The 18,783-nt window shown below is 60.1% G+C and carries 17 protein-coding genes; 6 read left to right on the forward strand and 11 right to left on the reverse strand.

Going from position 1 to position 18,783, the window contains the following annotated elements; all coding sequences use genetic code 11:
- Positions 1-7: 7 nt before the first annotated feature.
- The 3 genes from D0T21_RS18175 to D0T21_RS18185 all read right to left on the reverse strand — a co-directional run bounded on the left by D0T21_RS18175 (position 8) and on the right by D0T21_RS18185 (position 5,461).
- Positions 8-1,012 carry an HD-GYP domain-containing protein gene (locus D0T21_RS18175; RefSeq protein ID WP_116992187.1) on the reverse strand — a complete coding sequence of 335 codons (1,005 nt, stop codon included), beginning with the start codon at positions 1,010-1,012 and terminating at the stop codon, positions 8-10.
- A complete protein-coding gene (locus tag D0T21_RS18180; RefSeq protein WP_116992188.1) occupies positions 1,009-4,425 on the reverse strand; it encodes an MHYT domain-containing protein in 3,417 nt (1,138 codons plus the stop codon). Before D0T21_RS18180 ends, D0T21_RS18175 begins: the two co-directional genes overlap by 4 nt.
- 64 nt (positions 4,426-4,489) lie before the next feature.
- Complete coding sequence (locus tag D0T21_RS18185; protein ID WP_116992189.1) at positions 4,490-5,461, reverse strand: alpha/beta fold hydrolase; 972 nt, start codon at positions 5,459-5,461, stop codon at positions 4,490-4,492.
- A 163-nt stretch (positions 5,462-5,624) separates the two neighbouring features.
- Here D0T21_RS18185 and D0T21_RS18190 point away from each other — a divergent pair, with 163 nt between their 5' ends.
- Genes D0T21_RS18190 through D0T21_RS18200 form a run of 3 tightly spaced genes read left to right on the forward strand, consistent with a single transcriptional unit; the run spans position 5,625 to position 8,853 of the window.
- Positions 5,625-6,884: an efflux RND transporter periplasmic adaptor subunit gene (locus D0T21_RS18190; RefSeq protein WP_229211536.1), complete on the forward strand. Its 1,260-nt coding sequence runs from the start codon at positions 5,625-5,627 to the stop codon at positions 6,882-6,884.
- Complete coding sequence (locus tag D0T21_RS18195; protein ID WP_116992191.1) at positions 6,881-7,624, forward strand: ABC transporter ATP-binding protein; 744 nt, start codon at positions 6,881-6,883, stop codon at positions 7,622-7,624. Before D0T21_RS18190 ends, D0T21_RS18195 begins: the two co-directional genes overlap by 4 nt.
- A 44-nt stretch (positions 7,625-7,668) precedes the next feature.
- The gene (locus D0T21_RS18200) at positions 7,669-8,853 is read left to right on the forward strand and encodes an ABC transporter permease (protein ID WP_116992192.1); all 1,185 of its coding nucleotides are present in this window, start codon (positions 7,669-7,671) and stop codon (positions 8,851-8,853) included.
- Position 8,854: 1 nt separating this feature from the next.
- On the opposite strand, the gene D0T21_RS18205 is transcribed toward D0T21_RS18200, so the two are convergent.
- The 5 genes from D0T21_RS18205 to D0T21_RS18225 form a co-directional block, all read right to left on the reverse strand.
- Positions 8,855-9,295 (reverse strand): hypothetical protein, encoded by a 441-nt coding sequence (locus tag D0T21_RS18205; protein WP_199538555.1) that lies wholly within the window; start codon positions 9,293-9,295, stop codon positions 8,855-8,857.
- Positions 9,296-9,437: 142 nt separating this feature from the next.
- Positions 9,438-9,917, reverse strand: a complete 480-nt coding sequence (locus D0T21_RS18210; protein ID WP_116992194.1) for a glycine zipper 2TM domain-containing protein — start codon at positions 9,915-9,917, stop codon at positions 9,438-9,440.
- Positions 9,918-10,015: 98 nt separating this feature from the next.
- Positions 10,016-10,333, reverse strand: coding sequence for a hypothetical protein (locus tag D0T21_RS18215; RefSeq protein ID WP_116992195.1), 318 nt, complete (start codon positions 10,331-10,333; stop codon positions 10,016-10,018).
- Between the two features lie 66 nt (positions 10,334-10,399).
- Positions 10,400-11,110 (reverse strand): choice-of-anchor J family PEP-CTERM protein, encoded by a 711-nt coding sequence (locus D0T21_RS18220; protein ID WP_199538556.1) that lies wholly within the window; start codon positions 11,108-11,110, stop codon positions 10,400-10,402.
- Between the two features lie 445 nt (positions 11,111-11,555).
- A complete protein-coding gene (locus D0T21_RS18225) occupies positions 11,556-11,780 on the reverse strand; it encodes an AlpA family transcriptional regulator (protein WP_229211537.1) in 225 nt (74 codons plus the stop codon).
- A gap of 900 nt (positions 11,781-12,680) precedes the next feature.
- On the opposite strand from D0T21_RS18225, the gene D0T21_RS31765 reads away from it, so the two are divergent.
- The 3 genes from D0T21_RS31765 to D0T21_RS32245 all read left to right on the forward strand — a co-directional run bounded on the left by D0T21_RS31765 (position 12,681) and on the right by D0T21_RS32245 (position 15,815).
- Complete coding sequence (locus tag D0T21_RS31765; protein ID WP_147328131.1) at positions 12,681-12,899, forward strand: hypothetical protein; 219 nt, start codon at positions 12,681-12,683, stop codon at positions 12,897-12,899.
- A 220-nt stretch (positions 12,900-13,119) separates the two neighbouring features.
- Positions 13,120-13,389 carry an IncQ-type mobilization protein MobB gene (locus tag D0T21_RS32500; RefSeq protein WP_229211538.1) on the forward strand — a complete coding sequence of 90 codons (270 nt, stop codon included), beginning with the start codon at positions 13,120-13,122 and terminating at the stop codon, positions 13,387-13,389.
- A gap of 974 nt (positions 13,390-14,363) precedes the next feature.
- A complete protein-coding gene (locus D0T21_RS32245; RefSeq protein ID WP_199539640.1) occupies positions 14,364-15,815 on the forward strand; it encodes a P-loop ATPase, Sll1717 family in 1,452 nt (483 codons plus the stop codon).
- Between the two features lie 244 nt (positions 15,816-16,059).
- On the opposite strand, the gene D0T21_RS18245 is transcribed toward D0T21_RS32245, so the two are convergent.
- The 3 genes from D0T21_RS18245 to D0T21_RS18250 form a co-directional block, all read right to left on the reverse strand.
- Positions 16,060-16,785 carry a DUF4145 domain-containing protein gene (locus tag D0T21_RS18245; protein ID WP_116994457.1) on the reverse strand — a complete coding sequence of 242 codons (726 nt, stop codon included), beginning with the start codon at positions 16,783-16,785 and terminating at the stop codon, positions 16,060-16,062.
- A 183-nt stretch (positions 16,786-16,968) separates the two neighbouring features.
- A complete protein-coding gene (locus D0T21_RS31770; protein ID WP_147328132.1) occupies positions 16,969-17,874 on the reverse strand; it encodes a hypothetical protein in 906 nt (301 codons plus the stop codon).
- Positions 17,875-17,948: 74 nt separating this feature from the next.
- Positions 17,949-18,590, reverse strand: coding sequence for an HNH endonuclease signature motif containing protein (locus D0T21_RS18250; RefSeq protein ID WP_116994458.1), 642 nt, complete (start codon positions 18,588-18,590; stop codon positions 17,949-17,951).
- Positions 18,591-18,783 lie beyond the last annotated feature (193 nt).

The raw sequence follows: 18,783 nt of genomic DNA on the forward strand, positions 1-18,783 counted from the left end.
GCCAGCGCTAGGCGGTGCGCTCCGCCCAGCGCTGCTTGACCTCCAGCAGCGCCGGCATCTGCGTCAGGAACAGGTCGACCAGTTCGGCGTCGAAATGCTTGCCGCGCTGCTGCTCCAGGTATTCCACCGCCTGCGGGATCGGCCATTCCGGCTTGTAGGGACGGGCCGAGGTCAGCGCGTCGAACACGTCGGCGATGGCGACGATGCGCCCCACCAGCGGGATCTCGCGGCCGGCCAGGCCGTTCGGGTAGCCGCTGCCATCCCATTTTTCATGATGCGTCATCGCCACCTGGTGCGCCATCGCCAGCATGCCGCCCGGGTGCTGGCCGATGATGTCGCCGCCGATCGCGGCATGGGTCTGCATGATCTTCCATTCGGACGTCTCCAGCGGGCCGGGCTTGCGCAGGATGCTGTCCGGGATGCCGATCTTGCCGACGTCGTGCATCGGCGCCGCGTGCAGCAGGTCGTCCGCCTCGGCCTCGCTCATGCCGGCCGCGCGGCCCAGGATGCGCGAGTAGTGGCTCATGCGGATCACGTGCAGGCCGGTCTCATTGTCCTTGTATTCGGCCGCCAGCCCCAGGCGCTGGACGATCTCCAGCCGCGTGCGGGCCAGCTCGTCCACGCGCACCAGCGACAGGTGGGTGCGCACGCGGGCGCGCACGATGGGCGGACTGACCGGCTTGGTGATGTAGTCGACCGCGCCGGCGTCGAAGCCGACCACCTCGTCGCTGGCGTCGCTGAGCGCGGTGACGAAGATCACCGGGATGGCGGCGGTGGCCTCGTCTTCCTTCAATAGCCGGCACACTTCATAGCCGGTCATGCCGGGCATCATGACGTCCAGCAGGATCAGCTGCGGCCGCTCCTGGCGCGCCAGCTCCAGCGCGCGCGGGCCGTCCTTGGCGAACAGCAGGCGGTACTGGTCTTGCAGGATATGGCGCAGCAGCTGCAGGTTGCTGGCCTCGTCGTCGACGGCCAGGATCAGGGGCAGGTCGTTGGTGGGTTCTTTAATCATGGGTTCTCCTTGGCCAGATGGTCGGCCAATTCCAGCAGCGTAGCATGGGCTTGCGGAAAATCGAAATCGTTGAGTGCGGTGTGCAGCGCCGCCAGTTCCTGCGCCAGCGCGGCCGACAGGCCGGCGCCGCTCATGGCGCTGGCCAGCACGGCCAGCGCGGCGTCGTCCAGCGCACCGCGCCGCAGCGACGGCAGCAGCGCCTGCGCCGCCGCGTGCGCGCGCGCCGCGTCGAAGGACGGCGCGGCGGCGGCCGCGGCGGCGGCCTGTTCGCGTTCGCGCTGCACGGCGCGCGGGGTTTCGATCGCGTGGATCGCGCTCAGCGCCGCGTCCAGCTGCGAGGTCAGCATGCGCTGCACCTGCGCCAGTTCGGTCGGCAGGGTGGCCGTGCCGGCCTCGCGCTGCGGCGAGCCGCACAGCTTTTCCGCCTGCGCCAGGGTGGCGGCCAGCTGCTCCAGCCCGAGGTTGGCGGCCACGCCGCGCACCTTGTGGCAGCAGGCCTGCGCTTCGGCCAGCCGGGTCTCGCTGTCGCTGGCGAACAGCCGCGCCAGCGAGGTGGCGGCGTCGCCGTAGTCGGTGGCGAAGCGGTGCAGCGCCTGGTGGTACTTGACCTCGTCGCCGGACCAGCGCTGCAGGCCGGTCTTCTGGTTCAGCACGCGCGCGCGCGCCGGCGCGTCGGCCGCTGCCGGCGCCTGCTCCAGCGGCGGCAGTGCCAGCACGCGGGCGATCTCATGCGACAGCGCATACCAGTCCACCGGCTTGGAGGCGAAGCCGTTCATGCCGGCGGCGGAGGCGGCCTCGCGGTGCGCCGCCAGCACGCTGGCGGTCATGGCGACGATGGGAATGGCGGGCGCGCCGGCCGCGCGCTCGCGCTCGCGGATGGCGCGGGTCGCCGCCAGGCCGTCCATCAGCGGCATCTGCATGTCCATCAGGATCAGGTCGTACGGGCGCTCGGCCGACAGGCGCAGCGCGGCGGTGCCGTCGCCGGCCCGCTCCAGCGTGTGGCCGCGCTTGTGCATCAGCAGGGTCAGCAGCTCCAGGTTTTGCGGCACGTCGTCGGCCGCCAGCACCCGCAGCGGCGGCAGCGGATAGGCGGTGCGCTCGGCGGCCTGGCTGCTGTCGTTGCGGGCCGGCTCCAGCGGCAGCCGGACGTGGAAGGTGGTGCCCTGGCCGGGCGTGCTCTCGGCCCACAGCTTGCCGCCCATCAGCGCCACCAGCTGGCGGCTGATGGTGGTGCCCAGGCCGGTGCCGCCGAAGCGCCGCGTCATCGACGGGTCGGCCTGGGTGAAGGGGTCGAAGATCGCCTCCAGCCGCTCCGGCGCGATGCCGATGCCAGTGTCCTGCACCGCGATCTCGAGCTGGCCCTGGGCCGCGCTGGCGCGCAGGCTGACGGTGCCGGCGGCGGTGAACTTGATGGCGTTGTCGAGCAGGTTGCCGAGGATCTGGCGCATGCGCAGCTCGTCGCCGTGCAGCCAGGCCGGCAGCGACGGGTCGTAGACGATGTCGATCGCCAGGCCCTTGCTGCGGGCGTTGCTGCCGAAGGTCGAGGCCAGCTCGTCGATCAGGCCCAGCAGGCTGTAGTCGTCCGGCTCCAGCTCCACCGCGCCCTTGTCCAGCTTGGCGGTGTCGAGGATTTCGTTGAGCAGGCGCAGCAGCGAGCGGCCTTCCTTGCGCACCGTGTCCAGGTGGCGCCGCTGGTTGTCGTCGAGTTCGGTGTCCAGCAGCACGTCGGTGAAGCCGAGGATGGCGTTCATCGGCGTGCGGATTTCATGGCTCATATTGGCCACGAAGCTGGCGCGCGCGGCGGCCGCCTGCTCGGCCGTCTCCTTGGCCTTGCGCAGCTCCTGCTCCATCTGGCGCCGTTCGCTGATGTCGAGGATGACGCCGTCGATCCAGCGCAGCTCGGGATCGCTCTCGTCCTGGGTGACGGCGCCGTGCTCCCACATCCAGCTGGCGTGGCCGTCGGCGTGGCGCAGCCGGTACTCGACCTGGTAGGCGCTGGTGTCGGCGACGGCGCGGTCGATCTCCGCCTCGACGCCGGCGCGGTCTTCCGGCACGATCAGGCTGCCCAGCGTGCGGCTGCGGCTGTCGCCGACGAAGTCGCTGGCCGGGTAGCCGGCCAGGCGCTCGATGCCGTCGCTGACGAACACCGGCGGCGCGTCGAAGCGCATGCTGCTGCGGAAGGAGATGCCGGGGATGTTGCCGATCAGCGAGCGGAACTGCTGCTCGCTGTCGCGCAGCGCCTGCATGATGGCGCGCCGCTCGCTGATGTCGGTGATGAACAGCACGAACAGGTCGCGCTCGGCCAGCCGCGCGTGGCCCAGCGCGCGCCGGATCGGCACCTTGCTGCGGTCCTTGCGCAGCGCGATCACTTCGCTGCCCTGGCCGGGAATGGCCGAGTTCTCGGTGCGCAGGTAGTTGAGCAGGCCGTCGCGCTCGGAGCGCTGGGTGTCGTCCATCAGCACGCGGATGTTCTGGCCGACGATCTCGTCGCGGCGCCAGCCGAAGATGCGTTCGGCCGAGGCGTTGAATTCGTGGATCAGGCCCTCGCGGTCGACGGTGACCACGCCGTCGATGGTGGTGGTCAGCAGGGCGCGCATCCAGGCTTCGCTTTCGCTTTTCTGGCGGAACAGTTCGCGGTAGCGCAGCAGGCCGTTGGCCGACATGATGAAGATGGTGATGGCGATGGTGATCAGCGAGATCGCCAGCGCCAGGAAGGTGCTGCTTTGCTCGGGCGCGGCGCCGGGCAGCGGGCGGCCGGCGAAGCGCGCGGCCGCCATGCCGGTGTAGTGCATGCCGGCGATGGCGCAGCCCATGACGGTGGCGCTGATCGCGCCCAGCACGCTCGACGGCAGGCGGGTGTGCAGGCGCAGGCCGAAGCGCACCCACAGCGCCAGGGTGGCCAGCACCACCGCCACCACGATCGACAGGCCGAACATCAGCGGATCGTAGTACAGGTCGAAGGACATGCGCATCGCCGCCATGCCGGTGTAGTGCATGGCGCCGATGCCGGCGCCCACCAGCAGGCCGCCCAGCAGCAGCGAGCCGGTGCCGATCTGGCGGCGGCTGATCAGCGACAGGGCGATGGCGGAGGCGGCCAGGCTGGGCAGCACCGACAGCATGGTGGTCACGTGGTCGTAGTCGACCTCGGTGCACAGGTTGAAGGCCAGCATGCCGATGAAGTGCATGGCCCACACGCCGCAGCCCAGCGCCAGGCTGCCGGTGCCGAGCATGATGGCGCGCAGGCTGCGGCTCTTGCTGGACTGGGCTTGCGCCACCACCTGCAATCCCATCCAGGACGAAAAGATGGCTATCAAGATGGAGAGCAGCACCAGCGACGGCGTGTAGCTGCCGTATTGGATCAGGGAAGGGTCGGTCGGGGGCGCAAACAGCCGCAGGAGAGTATCGATATTCATAAGGTTTCCGCTGTGGCGAACTGGCACAGCAGAAACCTTATCACAGAACAAGCACCTGCTTGTATCAGGATTTGGCGAAGGCCAGGAAATCGGCGTTGAAGCGCTCCTTGTGGGTGTCGGTCAGGCCGTGCGGCGCGCCGGGATAGGTGATCAGCCTGGCGTGCTTGACGATGGCGGCCGAGGCGCGGCCGGCGGCGTCGATTGGCACGATCTGGTCGTCCTCGCCGTGGATGATCAGGGTCGGCTTGTCGAACTTTTTCAGGTCGTCGCGGAAGTCGGTTTCCGAGAAGGCCTTGATCGAATCATAGGTGTTCTTGTGGCCGGCCTGCATGCCCTGCGCGTACCAGGCGTCGATGATGCCTTGCGACGGCTTGGCGCCCGGACGGTTGTAGTTGTAGAACGGACCCGAGGCGATATCCAGGTACAGCTGGGCGCGGTTGGCGACCGAGCCGGCGCGGATGCCGTCGAACACTTCCATCGGCAGGCCGCCCGGGTTGGTGTCGGTTTTCAGCATCAGCGGCGGCACGGCCGAGATCAGGCCCAGCTTGGCGATGCGCCTGGTGCCGTGGCGGCCCACGTAGCGCGCCACTTCGCCGCCGCCGGTGGAAAAGCCGGCCAGGATGATGTTTTTCAAATCCAGCGCTTCGATCAGCTGCGCCAGGTCGTCGGCGTAGTGGTCCATGTCGTTGCCGTCCCAAGGCTGGCTCGAACGGCCGTGGCCGCGGCGGTCGTGCGTGATCACGCGGAAACCGTTGTTGGCCAGGTGGAAGGCGGCCGATTCCCAGCTGTCGGCGTTGAGCGGCCAGCCGTGGCTCAGGATCACCGGTTGGCCGCTGCGCGGGCCCCAGTCCTTGAAGTAGATCTCGACGCCGTCGCGGGTGGTGATGGTGCTGACGGTTTTTTGCACTTTGGCGGCGGCCTGGCTGTCGCTGCTGACGGCGGCCAGCGGCAGGGCGGTGGCGACCGCGGCGGCTGCGGCGACGGCGCCGCCGACCATGGCGGAACGGCGGGAAGAGTCGGGTGCGTTGCTGGACATGATGGACTTCCTTCAGGAGTGAATGATGAGCCATGGTAGGGCTGTTTTCCCGCGCCGGAAATCCGTCGTAGGGGATAGACGGGGCTTAAGACTTGCATGATTGCATTTCTGGCAAAACGCCATATACTTGGCGGGCCGATCCGCATACCGCCGGATCTCACCTATGGGACTTGTAGAGACGATGGCTTTCCTGACCAAGAAGAAGATTGCGCTGGCCGTAGGCCTGCTTGTTATCGGTGGCGCCAGCGCCGCCTGGTATTCCAAAAGCAAGGCCCCGGTGGTCGAGGCGCCGCGCTTCCGCGTGGCCGCCGCCGACACCGGCAACATCACGCAGACGGTGACGGCCACCGGCACCATCAACCCGGTGGCGCTGATCAACATCGGCTCGCAGGTGTCGGGCACGGTGAGCGAGCTGAAGGCGGACTTCAACGACCATGTGAAGAAAGGCCAGGTGCTGCTCAAGCTGGACCCGACCATCTTCAACGCCCAGATCCGCCAGGTCGAGGCGCAGCTGGCGTCGGCGCGGGCCAGCCTGCGGCTGGCGCAGGCCACCCACCAGCGCAACCAGACCCTGGTGACGCAGAGCTTCATCTCGCCGCTGGCGCTGGACCAGTCCAAGCGCGAGGTCGACGTGGCGCAGGCCAATATCCAGCTGGCGCAGGCGCAGCTGGCGCGCGCCCAGGCCGACCTGGACAACAGCGTGATCCGCTCGCCGATCGATGGCGTCATCATCAAGCGCACGGTGGACCTGGGCCAGACCGTGGCGGCCTCGTTCACCACGCCGACCTTGTTCCAGATCGCCCAGGACTTGACCAAGATGCAGATCGACACCAGCGTCTCGGAAGCCGACGTCGGCGCGCTGAAGGACGGCCAGGCGGCCCGCTTCGTGGTCGACGCCTATCCGGACAAGGAATTCGATGCCCGCATGCGCCAGTTCCGGCTGGCCGCCAATGTGGTGCAGAACGTGGTCACCTACAACGTGGTGCTGGACGTGGACAACAGCGAAGAGCTGCTCAAGCCGGGCATGACGGCGCAGGTGCGGCTGCTGGTCGGCAACCGCCAGCAGGTGCTGCGCATCCCGACCGCCGCGCTGCGCTTCCGCCTGAGCGACGAGGAGGTCGAGAAGCAGGCCAAGAAGGACAAGGCGCTGGCCGCCAAGACGGCCTCCGCCGGCGCATCCGCCAGCGCCAGCGCGAGCGCAGTGGCCGAGGCGCCGCAGGAAGACGACGCCGCCTTCCGCACCAAGAGCGAACTGGCGCGCTCGTTCAAGATCTACACCATGGACGACAAGAACAACCCGGTGGCCAGGGACATCAGGATCGGCCTGTCTAACTTCCGCTACACCGAGGTCGTCGGTGGCGAGCTGAAGAAGGGCGACAAGGTGATCACGCGCGCGATCAACGAGAAGCAGGGTGACCTGTGACCGCGCCGCAATTGCTGATCGATATACGACAGGTCACCAAGAGCTACTTCTCCGGCAACGTTGAAACCCAGGTCCTGTTCGGCATCGACCTGGCGGTGCCGCGCGGCGACTTCCTGGCGGTGATGGGGCAGTCCGGCTCGGGCAAGTCGACCCTGATGAATATCTTTGGCTGCCTCGACCAGGCCACCGGCGGCAGCTACCACCTCAACGGCGTCGACACGCTGACCCTGTCGCGCGCCGAGCTGGCGACCATCCGCAACCGCACCATCGGCTTCGTGTTCCAGAGCTTTAACCTGATCAAGCGCATGAGCGTGGCGGAGAACGTGGCGCTGCCGCTGATCTATGCCGGCGTCTCGCGCGGCAAGGCGCACGCCAAGGCGCTGGTGGAGCTGGAGCGGGTCGGCCTGAAGGACTATGCCAAGCGCACGCCGAACCAGCTGTCCGGCGGCCAGCAGCAGCGGGTGGCGATCGCCCGCGCGCTGGTGGGCGACCCGCCGCTGATCCTGGCCGACGAGCCGACCGGCAACCTCGACACCCAGACCAGCGAGGAGATCATGCGCTCGTTCCAGCAGCTCAACGAGGAGCGCGGCATCACCATCCTGCTGGTCACGCACGAGCCGGACATCGCGGCCTACAGCAAGCGGCTGATGCGGCTCAAGGACGGCCATGTGCTGTACGACGGCCCCGCCGCCGAAGGCTTGCGGCTGATGTCGCAGAGCCACGAACCCATAACCGTATAAATCATATGAATCCTTTACAGATAGTGGTAGAGGCGTTTCGCTCGATGATGGCGAACCGCCTGCGCACGCTGCTGACCATGCTGGGCATCATCATCGGCATCACTTCGGTGGTGCTGTTGCTGGCGGTGGGCGACAGCATGAAGCGCTTCATCGCCAAGGAGCTGGAGCAGTTGGGCACGAATATGCTATTCGTCTCGCCCGGCGGCGACCGCGCGCAGCAGCAGCGCATGCGCACCGGCGCGGCGCCGGCCCTGACCATGGCCGACGCGGCGGCGCTGAACGCGCTGCCGTCGCTGGCCGGCGCGGCCGGCGTGCTGCAGGGCGGCTTCAACCTGGCGGTCGGCAACGAGAACGCCTCGAAGACGGTGCACGGCGTGACGCCGGCCATGTTCAAGATCCGTGGCTGGAAGATCGACAAGGGCAGCGCCTTCAGCGACGCCGATGTGCGCGCCGCCTCGCGCATGGTGGTGATCGGCAAGAAGATCGCCGACCAGTTCTTCTACAAGGTCGACCCGCTGGGCAAGTACATCCGCATCGAGAACGTTTCGTTCCAGGTGGTGGGCGTGCTGTACGGCGAGGGCAAGCAGGTCGACGGCGGCGACCTGGCCGACTACGTGCTGGTGCCGATCACGGCGTCGGCGGCCAACCTGGTGCGGCTGCCGTTCCCCGGCAATGTGCATTACGTGGTGGCGCAGGGCAAGTCCGGCGGCAATCTGCAGGACGCCATCCAGGACATCAATGAAACCTTGCGCGATCGGCATCACATCAAGTTCGAGCAGCCGGACGACTTCCGCATCGACAACCTGGCCTCGTTCGCCGAGACCGCGCAGAAGATCAGCGCCGGCCTGGCTGCCTTGCTGGGCTTGATCGGCGCGATCTCGCTGATTGTCGGCGGCATCGGCATCATGAACATCATGCTGGTGTCGGTGACCGAGCGCACCCGCGAGATCGGCATCCGCATGGCGATCGGCGCCAAGCCGCGCGACGTGCTGCTGCAGTTCCTGACGGAAGCGGTGGTGATCTGCCTGGTGGGCGGCGTGTTCGGCATTCTGCTGGCCACCGGGGCGGCGGCCGGCATCACCTCGACCGGCAAGTTCGACGTGTTCATCACCTTGCGGGCGGTGGTGGTGGCGTGCGGCTTCTCCAGCCTGGTGGGGGTGTTCTTTGGTTTCTATCCGGCGCGCCGGGCGTCGAAGCTGTTGCCTGTCGATTGCCTGCGCTACGAGTAGCTCAGTAGTCGAACTTGTTGCTGCGGGGTGAGGTCTTGAAGAAGGAGGGGGCGGTTTCCTTTTCCTTCTCTTCCTGTTCGCGGCGCTGCTTGGCTTCCAGCTTTTTCTGGGCGATGCGCTCGTTGTGTTCGTCGATGCGCTGCTGCATGTCGCGCCCCTGCTTGCTGTTTTGCAGCAGGCTGAACTTTTGCAGCATGGCGGCGGCCCACAGCAGGAAGATCACCAGCAGGGCCAGCAGGTAGCCGGCCTGCCAGGCGCCGTAGTTCTGGCTGATGATGGGGAACAGCGGACTGGCGTCCTCCAGCCAGCCCTGGCCCAGCACGCCGCATATCGCCGCCAGCACGCCCAGCGCAGAAGTCTTGACGATCAGCCAACGGCTGGCCTTGACGCGCTGCTGCCAAAAATGTCGCAAGTCTTCGTGTGGGTCGGTATCGGTGGTCATGACGATCGGTATGTGTGGCGGTAGGGCGGCAAGCATTATGTCATATTTTCCACTGAGAAATTAAATCCGGCTTTGCGCGGGTGCAAACAAAACGGCCCGGTCCCCTGTGCGGGGCCGGGCCGTGGCGCTGCGTGGGGGAAGCTTAGTTCTTCTTGGCGATCTCGTTGCCGACGTAGGCGCCGCCGACCACGCCGGCGATGGTGGCCGCGGTCTTGCCCTTGCCGCCGCCGACCTGGTTGCCGATCAAGCCGCCAACCACCGCGCCGATGCCCATGCCGAGCGGGCTGTTCTGTGCCACCGGTGCCGGTGCCGGCGCAGGCGCCTGGGCCACCGGCGCCTGGACGCTGTCGCCGTTGCTGTCGACGCGGCGCACCTGCGGGGTTACATGATGCACGGTGCGGTGCTCCATCACGGGCTGGCGCGTTTCCTGCGCAGGCTGGGCGGCCAGTGACTGGCCAGCCTGTGGCGCTGAGTTGGCGACCACCGGAGTGGTGTCTGGGGTGGCATGCGAGCTAGGCAGCAGGCCGGCGATCGACGCGGCGCCGACCAGGCTGACCAGCGTCAGCGACACAGCGGCTACGGCCATCAATGGGTGGATGCGGGTGGTTGGGGTGGTCGTCATTTTTGTTCTCCTGGGTTGCGCCACGGTGGCGCTTGTCCATATAACGGGGCGGAGAGCAAAGCCGGTGACGCAGAAAGTGTTTCCAGAGTAAGCAGATGTTACGGCGCGCCGCGGGCGGCGCTGCGGCGTTCCAGCCATTCGCGGCCGCCGCTGGCCAGCGCCTTGGCGATGACGGCGGGCGGCAGGCTGTAGACGGTGGCCCAGCTGGCGCGGCCGTCGCCGGTGTTGGACGGGAAGCTGCTGGTCTCGACCGGCCAGTTGTATTTGCGTTTGAGCGTCTTGACGATGGCCGCCAGCGAGGTGCGGCCTTGCAGCGGCGGCGCGCCGGTCTGGTCGGCGTCGGAAATCAGGATGGCCAGCACGGCGCCGCGCGCGGTCAGCGGGCCGGGGAATTTGGGGAGTTTGGCGGGAGGCATGCCGCCATTCTAGCGGAACGGGCTGGCGAGGCGGAGGCGGCGATTGCCGTCCGCCTCGCTGGCTGCTTAAGCCGCCTTGGCTTTGCGCTTGCGTGCCAGGCCGACCAGGCCCAGGCCGGCGCCCAGCATCAGGTAGGTGCTCGGTTCCGGCACGGCGGTGATCGACACGGTGTCGATGCCGATGAGGTTGGAGCGGGTGCCGTTCGGGCCGCCGTCATCCAGCGAATAATGGAAGGCGAAGGCGCCATTGGTGGCGCCGGACAGGCCGTTCAGCGTCACGCTGTACTTGGTCCACGCGTCCGGATAAACGCCGGTGTCCTGGCCGGGATTGACGGACAGCAGGAGCGAGCTGAACGAACCGACGCTGTCGGCCGCGCCGCCGACGTTGACGCCGCCGACATTGCTGAAGCGTACTTCCAGGCGGTCGGGGAAGGGCGAGCTTTCGACGGTGCGGGTGTAGAACGACAGGGTGTCGCCGTTATGGTAGGTCGAGGTTGGCAGTATCAGCCAATTGCTGATGGCCGACACGTCCTTGCCGCTGGTCCAGGCGGCGCCGATGTAGGAATTGGGTGCGCCCTGCTGTGCATTGAACGCCATGGGGTTACCCTGAAACCAGGCGGCGTCGCCCAGTGGATTGCTATTGTTGACGACCGTCCAGCCGCTCGGCACGCCGCCGTCGAAATTCTCGCTGAGCGCGTTGGCCGACGCGGCGCCGGCGCTCAAGGCCATGGCCAGCAACAGGGTGGACATCACAGCAGGTTTAAACGATACAGCCATTTCTACACCTCCATCAAACTATCGAAAGAATACCGGCGGGCCCCCCGCCGCACCGGGCCAGGCAATCCGGACCAGGCGGGATTGCATGAAATTACGATAGCATATGCATAATGGAAATATGGAAAGCGGAATAACGTTACATATGGTTTATGCCGTTTTAGCGGGAAACTACAATGAAGCGGTCCAGTGGCTGTTGTTTCGCAAGCTCATCGGCGCGGTCGCGGGTGGCGCCGGCGCCAGGCGATAAAAAACCCGCTAGGCCTGGCAGGCATAACGGGTTTTTCACAGTATTGGGTGGTGCGGGAGCCGGAATCACACGGAAAAGTAGGCCTTGTGATTGCTGGCTGTCTGAAAGTACAGTCTCAAAACTACCGTCAAAAATCCCGTTTTGCGCCAAATCGCACCCGGTTTGGTTCCGCTGATGCAAGAACCTTGTGCTATTAGCTTAGTCCTTGGAGTCTTTTTGCGCAAGGATGCGCGCCACGCTCGCCGAGGTGATCCGGCTGGACCGGGCACTCAGTTTTACCAGGTCCAGCTGGCCGCTCGCGACCATTCGGTAAACAGTCGCGTGAGAAATTTCCAGCAGTTCCATCACGCTGGTGATCTTGTAGAGCATCGGTGTGCGGTCCGTTCTTTGTTTAGCTGAGACCGGCTTCGGAGGGATCTTCATATGTGCTTCGGGCTCGAGGGCACGGAGCGTGCTGAAATCCTGATCGGCTCGGGGAGACTGTCGTAGCGTTCTCATGTTGTCCTCCAATGATGGTTGTCGCTGTACGATACGATGCGCCGTTGTCCGTGCAAGGGCCAGTCGAAATGAGCGTGTTTATCGGGGGCCTTTTTCAATCAGCGTTCGACAAATCAATCGGCGAAAATTTCATGCCGGTGATGCGGGCGCGGTGCCAGGTGGAGGACAATATGCTTTTCGACGCGAAGGGATCGCCCTTCGCGCAACTTGGCATCGCGCCAAGCGTCTGCGCTCGTCACGCGCCCTTAGATAATGCATTCGTGCATAGCTTCAACTTAGATCGGCTTCGCCTTTGAGCGAGCCCGTGATCAGCCCATGACGGGCTGTATCCATATTGCGCATCCTTCCCCTGAGGATGATGCGCGTCACATCGTGCGCATTCACGCACCGCCCCCACCTCACGCGGCGATCTGCCGCCGCGTGCATGTCCTATACGCCGCCCTAGTCCGCGGCGCAAACCGCGCGTCGTTACTGGCGGCCTGCTGCCAGTGACGACGCGCTAGCAACCAAGCGCCATATGGGCTCCGCCACTGTTTTCTCAGTGACGCAGGCCAGTGACAGCGGATCTACCGCTATCAGCGCAGCAGAACGCTGCTTGCCAACCTTGCCCCACGTGGGCCGACAACGTGTGCGAGGCACACCCCATGGACCCTGGGTAACTGGTCCCACCGCGATCAGGCTTCTACAAGGAGCGGATCGCGGCGCCATACGCGCATGCGGCGCGGGCAAGCAGTGAACATACCGCATATACGGGAGTGGTGTCCCGGGGCCTTTACAAACCGTCCTTGCTGCGGCAAGCACGGTGGCCAGAAACACTCATCGGACTTGATCACACCAATTTGCCTGCTGGTGAACCGCATCCGCTTTGATGGCGGTGTCACATCTGACAGTCATGACTATCGGCGGCAAGAGACGCTGATGCGCGCCATCGAGCGCGAATTTGACTTACGGCGCGTGACGCCATCAATCGAGGTGCAGCGCCACGCGCTGACGAAGGGCGAGATCGAGGAAGGCTTGCGCACTGGTGTGCCATCGACGCGCTAGCGATTGGAGCAGCTGTGCGATGGCGCAGCCGTTCATTGCCACAGCTCCAGCGAATACGCCGAGCTCCTGGCGGCGGTTGGCGTCGAGATGGTGCCGGTTACGCAGTTGGAGGGCCGCAAGATGTCGGGCCTATCGTACCCGCTGGACGGCGTGATGATGAAAGGCAGCGACAGGGGGAAGGGCTACAGTCCGATGGGGCTGACGAAACGTGGGATACGCTATGACAAAGAGCGATACGGTGCGGCAGTTGGCCGCTGCCTCGGACGCGGCGCGGGTGGAAGCGCTGAACCAGACGTTATTGGAGCCACTGGCGCAGGCGATGGCCACGTTGACGGACGAGACGAGAGCGAGCCTGGAGCAGATTGCGCAGCACAGCCGGGAGCAGGGCGAACAATTCCGGGCACAGGTGGAGGCGGCGATCACGTCCTGGATTAACGCGACGATAGCGGCCGAGAGAGTAGCCGAACGACTGGACCAGGCGGGGCAGTAGATGGAAGTGAGCCACTACCTGCTGGGTCTGTTAACGGGAATAACGACGGGGCTGCTCGTGAGCGTAGTTTGGCTTTGGCTGGCGCCGGCACCAACAGTGCAGAACACGCTGGACGCAAAGGCGGTAGCGGAGCTACTACGGCCAGAGATCGCAGCAATGAAGCCGCGCAAAGGCAAATGACGGCGATGGGCGTGGATCGCTTCTTGGTGACGCTGGTAGACGCGAGGCAGGGCAAGCAAGGAGCGGCGGTGGAGCAAGACGGAAGTGGTCAAGAGCATGGCATGGTTCAAGCGCATGAATGCGCCTGGCTACGATGTCTGGATACGGCCCGATGGTGAACCTGGTTTGGTACTGCTGGCTAGTCTGAAAAAGAAGGGGGGCAGACGTTGCGCGAATGGGGACTTGTCCCGGCGTCGCTCGTGGAGACGGGGAATGAGCAATACCAAGCATAGGTGAAGCTGTCTCAGACGGCATTGCCTGATCGATTGCGCGGGTTGGCTGCAGACGTGCTTGTGCAAGATGTTGGACGTCATGGGGCGAATGCCATCAGCCGCGCTGATGGGCGACTTGGAGGATTCACCAATCAGCAGGTACAACGGGCGGTTGGACGGCATCCGTTCGTTCTGGTGACGGAGTGCGAAGGGAAAGTTGCGCCGGCTGCGCCGACATATCTTGCGAGGTTAGGGCTGGATACGGGAGGGGCGGCCCAGTTACGGAAGCAGGATCAAGAGCGTCACCTTTCGCGCGGGCCCGAAAGGTGATGAAATTTTGTAGAGCAGAGTTGGGCTGACGACAACTGCCTGATGAATTAGAGTCGTCCAGTTGTTTTTGACAATCTCAATCGTATCTTCGCTGGGCAGTTTATTCATGAAAAATTATGACCAAGCCCAAATATGGATTGCTAAACCATATTTCCGGTTATAGTTCTGTAACGGTTTCCTTTCCCAATATTGCTAATGAATTGAGGTGTTTGCATGTCATTCGTAGACTTTTCAGACAAGAACCTATTTGGAAATGAGGCTGCTGAAGATGAAGCTGAAAACATCTTTTCCAGTTATGCGGTCATGCGGCCAGAGGTTAAAAAATTTCTCGATAATACGGAATCTGTCGCAATTGTACGTGCATATAAAGGAGAAGGGAAATCTGCTCTGTTGCGGCTGGTGCAACTTGAATTGCGCAAAAGAATCCCGCAGCCTGTCGTTCTCGCCGTGCCGGCATCATCGTTGTCACCGGAACTTGAAACCCCGGATCATGATCGATGGGTTCGTGCTTGGAAGCAGAGTATTCTAAAGTTGGCCTGTAACGAGATCGGAGCGCAAATTTCATTTGCGTTTGGGGATGATGCGATTGCGTTGGTCGAAGAAGCGGAAATGAACGGGTTCAAGGAGCGCTCATTCGTTTCAACGGTGGTTGATCGCCTTAAGTCATCGGCATTGCCGATTGAACGTACCCGACAAGGTGTGAAAAATCCAGAGCTAACAATCAAACGCTGGTCGCAAGGCGGTTCAGAGATATGGTTGCTCATAGACGATCTGGACAACAACTTTGAAAATACGCCAATTCAGCGCGCAAAAGTTGCGTCAGCGTTTACCGCATGTCGTCAAATTGCGAATCTCATACCTGAATTCCGATTTCGACTGACGGTGCGACCTAACGTCTGGGCGACCATAAAACAGCATCACGAAACGCTTTCCCATGTGGAACAATATGCAATTTCCTTGTCTTGGTCGCTTTCTGACTTTAATGAACTACTTGCAAAGAGGGTCGAGGCACACTTGCTTCGAACATCTGCTTGGCAGAAGGTACATAAAACGTTAAGCATGACGATAGATAAACGTCGAAAGCAACTTGTAGAGTTGGCATTTGATAGCCTCATGCCTTGGGGGAAAGAGCAATCGCGACCTCCTACAACCATTTTATACACGTTGTCTAGACGACGGCCTCGTTGGCTAGTCGAACTCGCAAAATATGCGGCAGCAAATGCATTAAAGTCGCAGCGCGATCGCATCAATTTTGATGACATTAATGCTGTTCTCCCAGCCTTTGGGGGGCGCCGCATTCAGGACACAATCGCTGAGTTTCGCTCCCAATGCCCGGAGATCGAGGAGTTGTTAACTGCTTTCGTTGGGGAGCCAGAATGGTTCTCCACTGCCGACCTAATATCGGCACTTAATAATCGCGTACTGCAGGGGGTGCATCCGAAAATTGTTGGTGTTGTTGGTACACCAGCCGCAATGGAAGTTGCCCACTTTCTTTTCCAAATTGGGTTTCTTACTGCACGTCAAGAACTCACTGGCGGTCACTATGAACATCTAGCTTATTCTGATAACCCAGCCTTATTAAGTACGAGAACAAATGTTGATCAAGGTTTTACGTGGGAAATTCATCCGGTGTTTAGACAAGCGCTTAAGCTTAAGAACGTGTAAGTCTTAGCGGTGAGGTTGGTATTTTAAGACGTAAGTATCGGCGTGCATGCTAGACGGGATAGGGCAACCTTCCGATAATCCGATGTGGTATATCAGATCCGATTTTCTTTACTACAATTAAGGCTCCGGATAGCCGAAACTCGGACGACCACATCACATTAATAAATTTCTGAAAGTTCCACCTCGTGGATCTTCAACTTCGGGTGAGAAATGCTTGTAACAGAGGATGCGCCCAACTTTCTGGTTAGTTTTTTTTCCTCATTGCACGATTCAATGCACGGGTTTTAAATTCATCATAGCGATCCGCAAGATCATAGACATATTCAACAATCGCATTCACGAACGTTTGTAAGTCGCCGGCGTCCTCTCTTGAAATGCTTATGTCTTCGGGATGGGCGGCAAGATTCCGAAACGCTTGAAGTTGTTGGCTCCAGTCGTATAGCCGATCATCAATAACCTTCGTGTCGCGTAACCTTTTTATACCTTCTCCAAGCATCAGCCTTTTTTTGGACTTCGCAGATGGGCTAGCTGTCTCTGTCCCTGTTTCTGTCTCTGTAGGTTTAGATTCCAGAACATCGCGGCAAAGTGCTTCTAGCGCACGCCCAAGCATTACACACGCAGCGATGTTCGCACCAGCCTGGAGAGAGCGATCTGCTTCGTTCAGTGAATCAGTAACTACGCGTGGGATCCTCCAACTCGAAAAAGACTTCGATGGGTTTGGGAATACGCGGACAACATCGCTCCAACGATCTTCATAAGCATCAAAATTTTCAAAATCGATTTGGTCAGATTCTCCAACCAAAATTATGTCGCAACTTGGGCAGTTGCCAATAAACACTCGGTTTCCATATGGAAGGCTGGCTTCGTCGTCGAAGCTAAATCGCTCGGCTCTGCCGGTCTCAATCGCAGCCACTTTTGCTTTGCAAACATGACAGTCGATAATGAATGTTCGTTTTTTTGCGATGGCCATAGTATTCAAATGATATATTGTAGGTTTAATCAATTACGGTGATGGCTTCGGTCACTTGATATTTTTCTACCGTGATATTGACCTTGGGCCTAAGTAGCAATCAATTTTAACTTTTTGAAACGATAGTGTGATAGGATCCAGGTTTAAATATTTTTCAGAACCTTCTCGACGGTTTAGTTAGACTTATTTTTTAAGTTCGCGGTCAAATAATTTTAGGAAAATATCCCTATTTTTGTTTACCGCTTCCTCGACAGAATTTTGATCGATAACACCAAAATTTCTATACAAAAACACTTCTAGAAGTAATGCATATGCAACTTGTAAAATAAAATATCCGTGTGCATAAGTTTTTAATTTTGCGACACTGCTCCGAAATGGCGGAAATGTCGTTCCATGAAAACGTTCATTCCTGAACTGCGGCATAATGATTGAGATTAAAAATGACGCAATCTTTTCACTTGTTAGACTAAACTTTATACTATTTATGTCCAGTTCTTCTCCAAGAACCAATCTCCTCAAGAATGCGCCTGATTTTCTTTGCGCTTCTTCTGGGGACGCCGACCATAGAGGTTCATATTTTGAAAGAAAAGATACATATAGATCATTTCCTAGGCAACTTTTTACACGCTTTAGAAATTGTTCGGAATGTTGATCTGGTTCAATTTTACTTTTAATTATCCTTTTTGCTGCAAATTCACATGTTTGCATGGGTATTACATTTGCTAGAGGATAGAACGCCTTGCAAGTGTTTGAGTCAGTGGAAACTTTATTTAGAAAGCTTTCGAACCTAGACTCATGCTGGGGAGCACAGGCCTCATCCTTCACCCGAAAAAATTCGGCATCCAACGCCTTCCAAATGGCATCGAACGCAGCATCAGGTCGAAAGGGGAGTTGATCTAATCCTTCTAAGAAGTGACCGAGCAGAGAGTGAAATTCTTGATCGGATGAGAGGTTCAATTTCGCAGGAATGAAAGCTTGTTGGAGATTGTGATCATCAAGAAGTTTCTTTAGCTGTTGTTCAACTGGAAATAAAAACTTAATCGGCCATTCATTATTGTAAGAGATCCTTAGTTGTTTTGTGTCTTGCATGGAAATTGTAATCCTAAAAGTGTTATTTTTGAAAAATATGAAGCGGCCGTAAATCAATATTTTTGTGGGAATTATTATTCGACCAAGTTGTCGATACGCAAAATGTCATGCAACTCACAATGACAATTTGGGCATAAAGCCAACGTATTTTCTATCGTGTCGAGTCCTCCTTGAGAAAGCAACTTAACATGATGAACTTCCAGATAGGGAGTATTGTCGCGTTTACGTTTAAATGGTGCCGTCTTACGACATTTTTCGCATTTGCCATTCGCAATAATAAGCCGTTCAGCTACTACATGAGGGCTACGAGCGTAGCGAGTAACTTGTACCTGTGATTTTTTCGGTGGATTAGTTGAAGTTGCAACGATCTTTTTTAGCCGAGCTTGTCTTGTTAATTTAAGACTGGCCGATATCTCATCATCAAATTTCTGAGCGGTATTTTTTTCCAGAATTTCAAAGCCCAGTATCTTAAGACGCCGGTGCCAGACACCCTCTTTAGAACCAACGAAGTCATTGGCATAAAGTATCTTTCCTGTCGCAAGGTTATGAGCAATGCTTGAAATTGCCTTGGGGGGATACGGTTTTCCTCCGACAATAACATCGTATTTTGTCGAATTCTTGAAATTTAGATAGCCGCTTTTGGTCCTCCATATTTTAGCTGCTTGCTTGACATGTTTTTTTTGAACTTGTTCAGGTTGCCAGTCGCGAATTGTCATTTATCCCTTGCTCTGCTTGTATTGGTAAAATTTCATTGGCGGTCTAGTCCGCTCTTGGCCGATTTCGGGTTGATGCAGCTAGGATAGCATCTTGATTAAACGCAAGATGCGCAAAATGTCACTGCTTTTCACCGCTATGCGGGAAGCATGGTCTTTCGATCAACGTGGGGCTAGCTCAACGTATCCGAGGGAT

It is taken from the genome of Duganella sp. BJB476 (assembly GCF_003416895.1).
Taxonomy (GTDB): Bacteria; Pseudomonadota; Gammaproteobacteria; order Burkholderiales; family Burkholderiaceae_D; genus Rugamonas.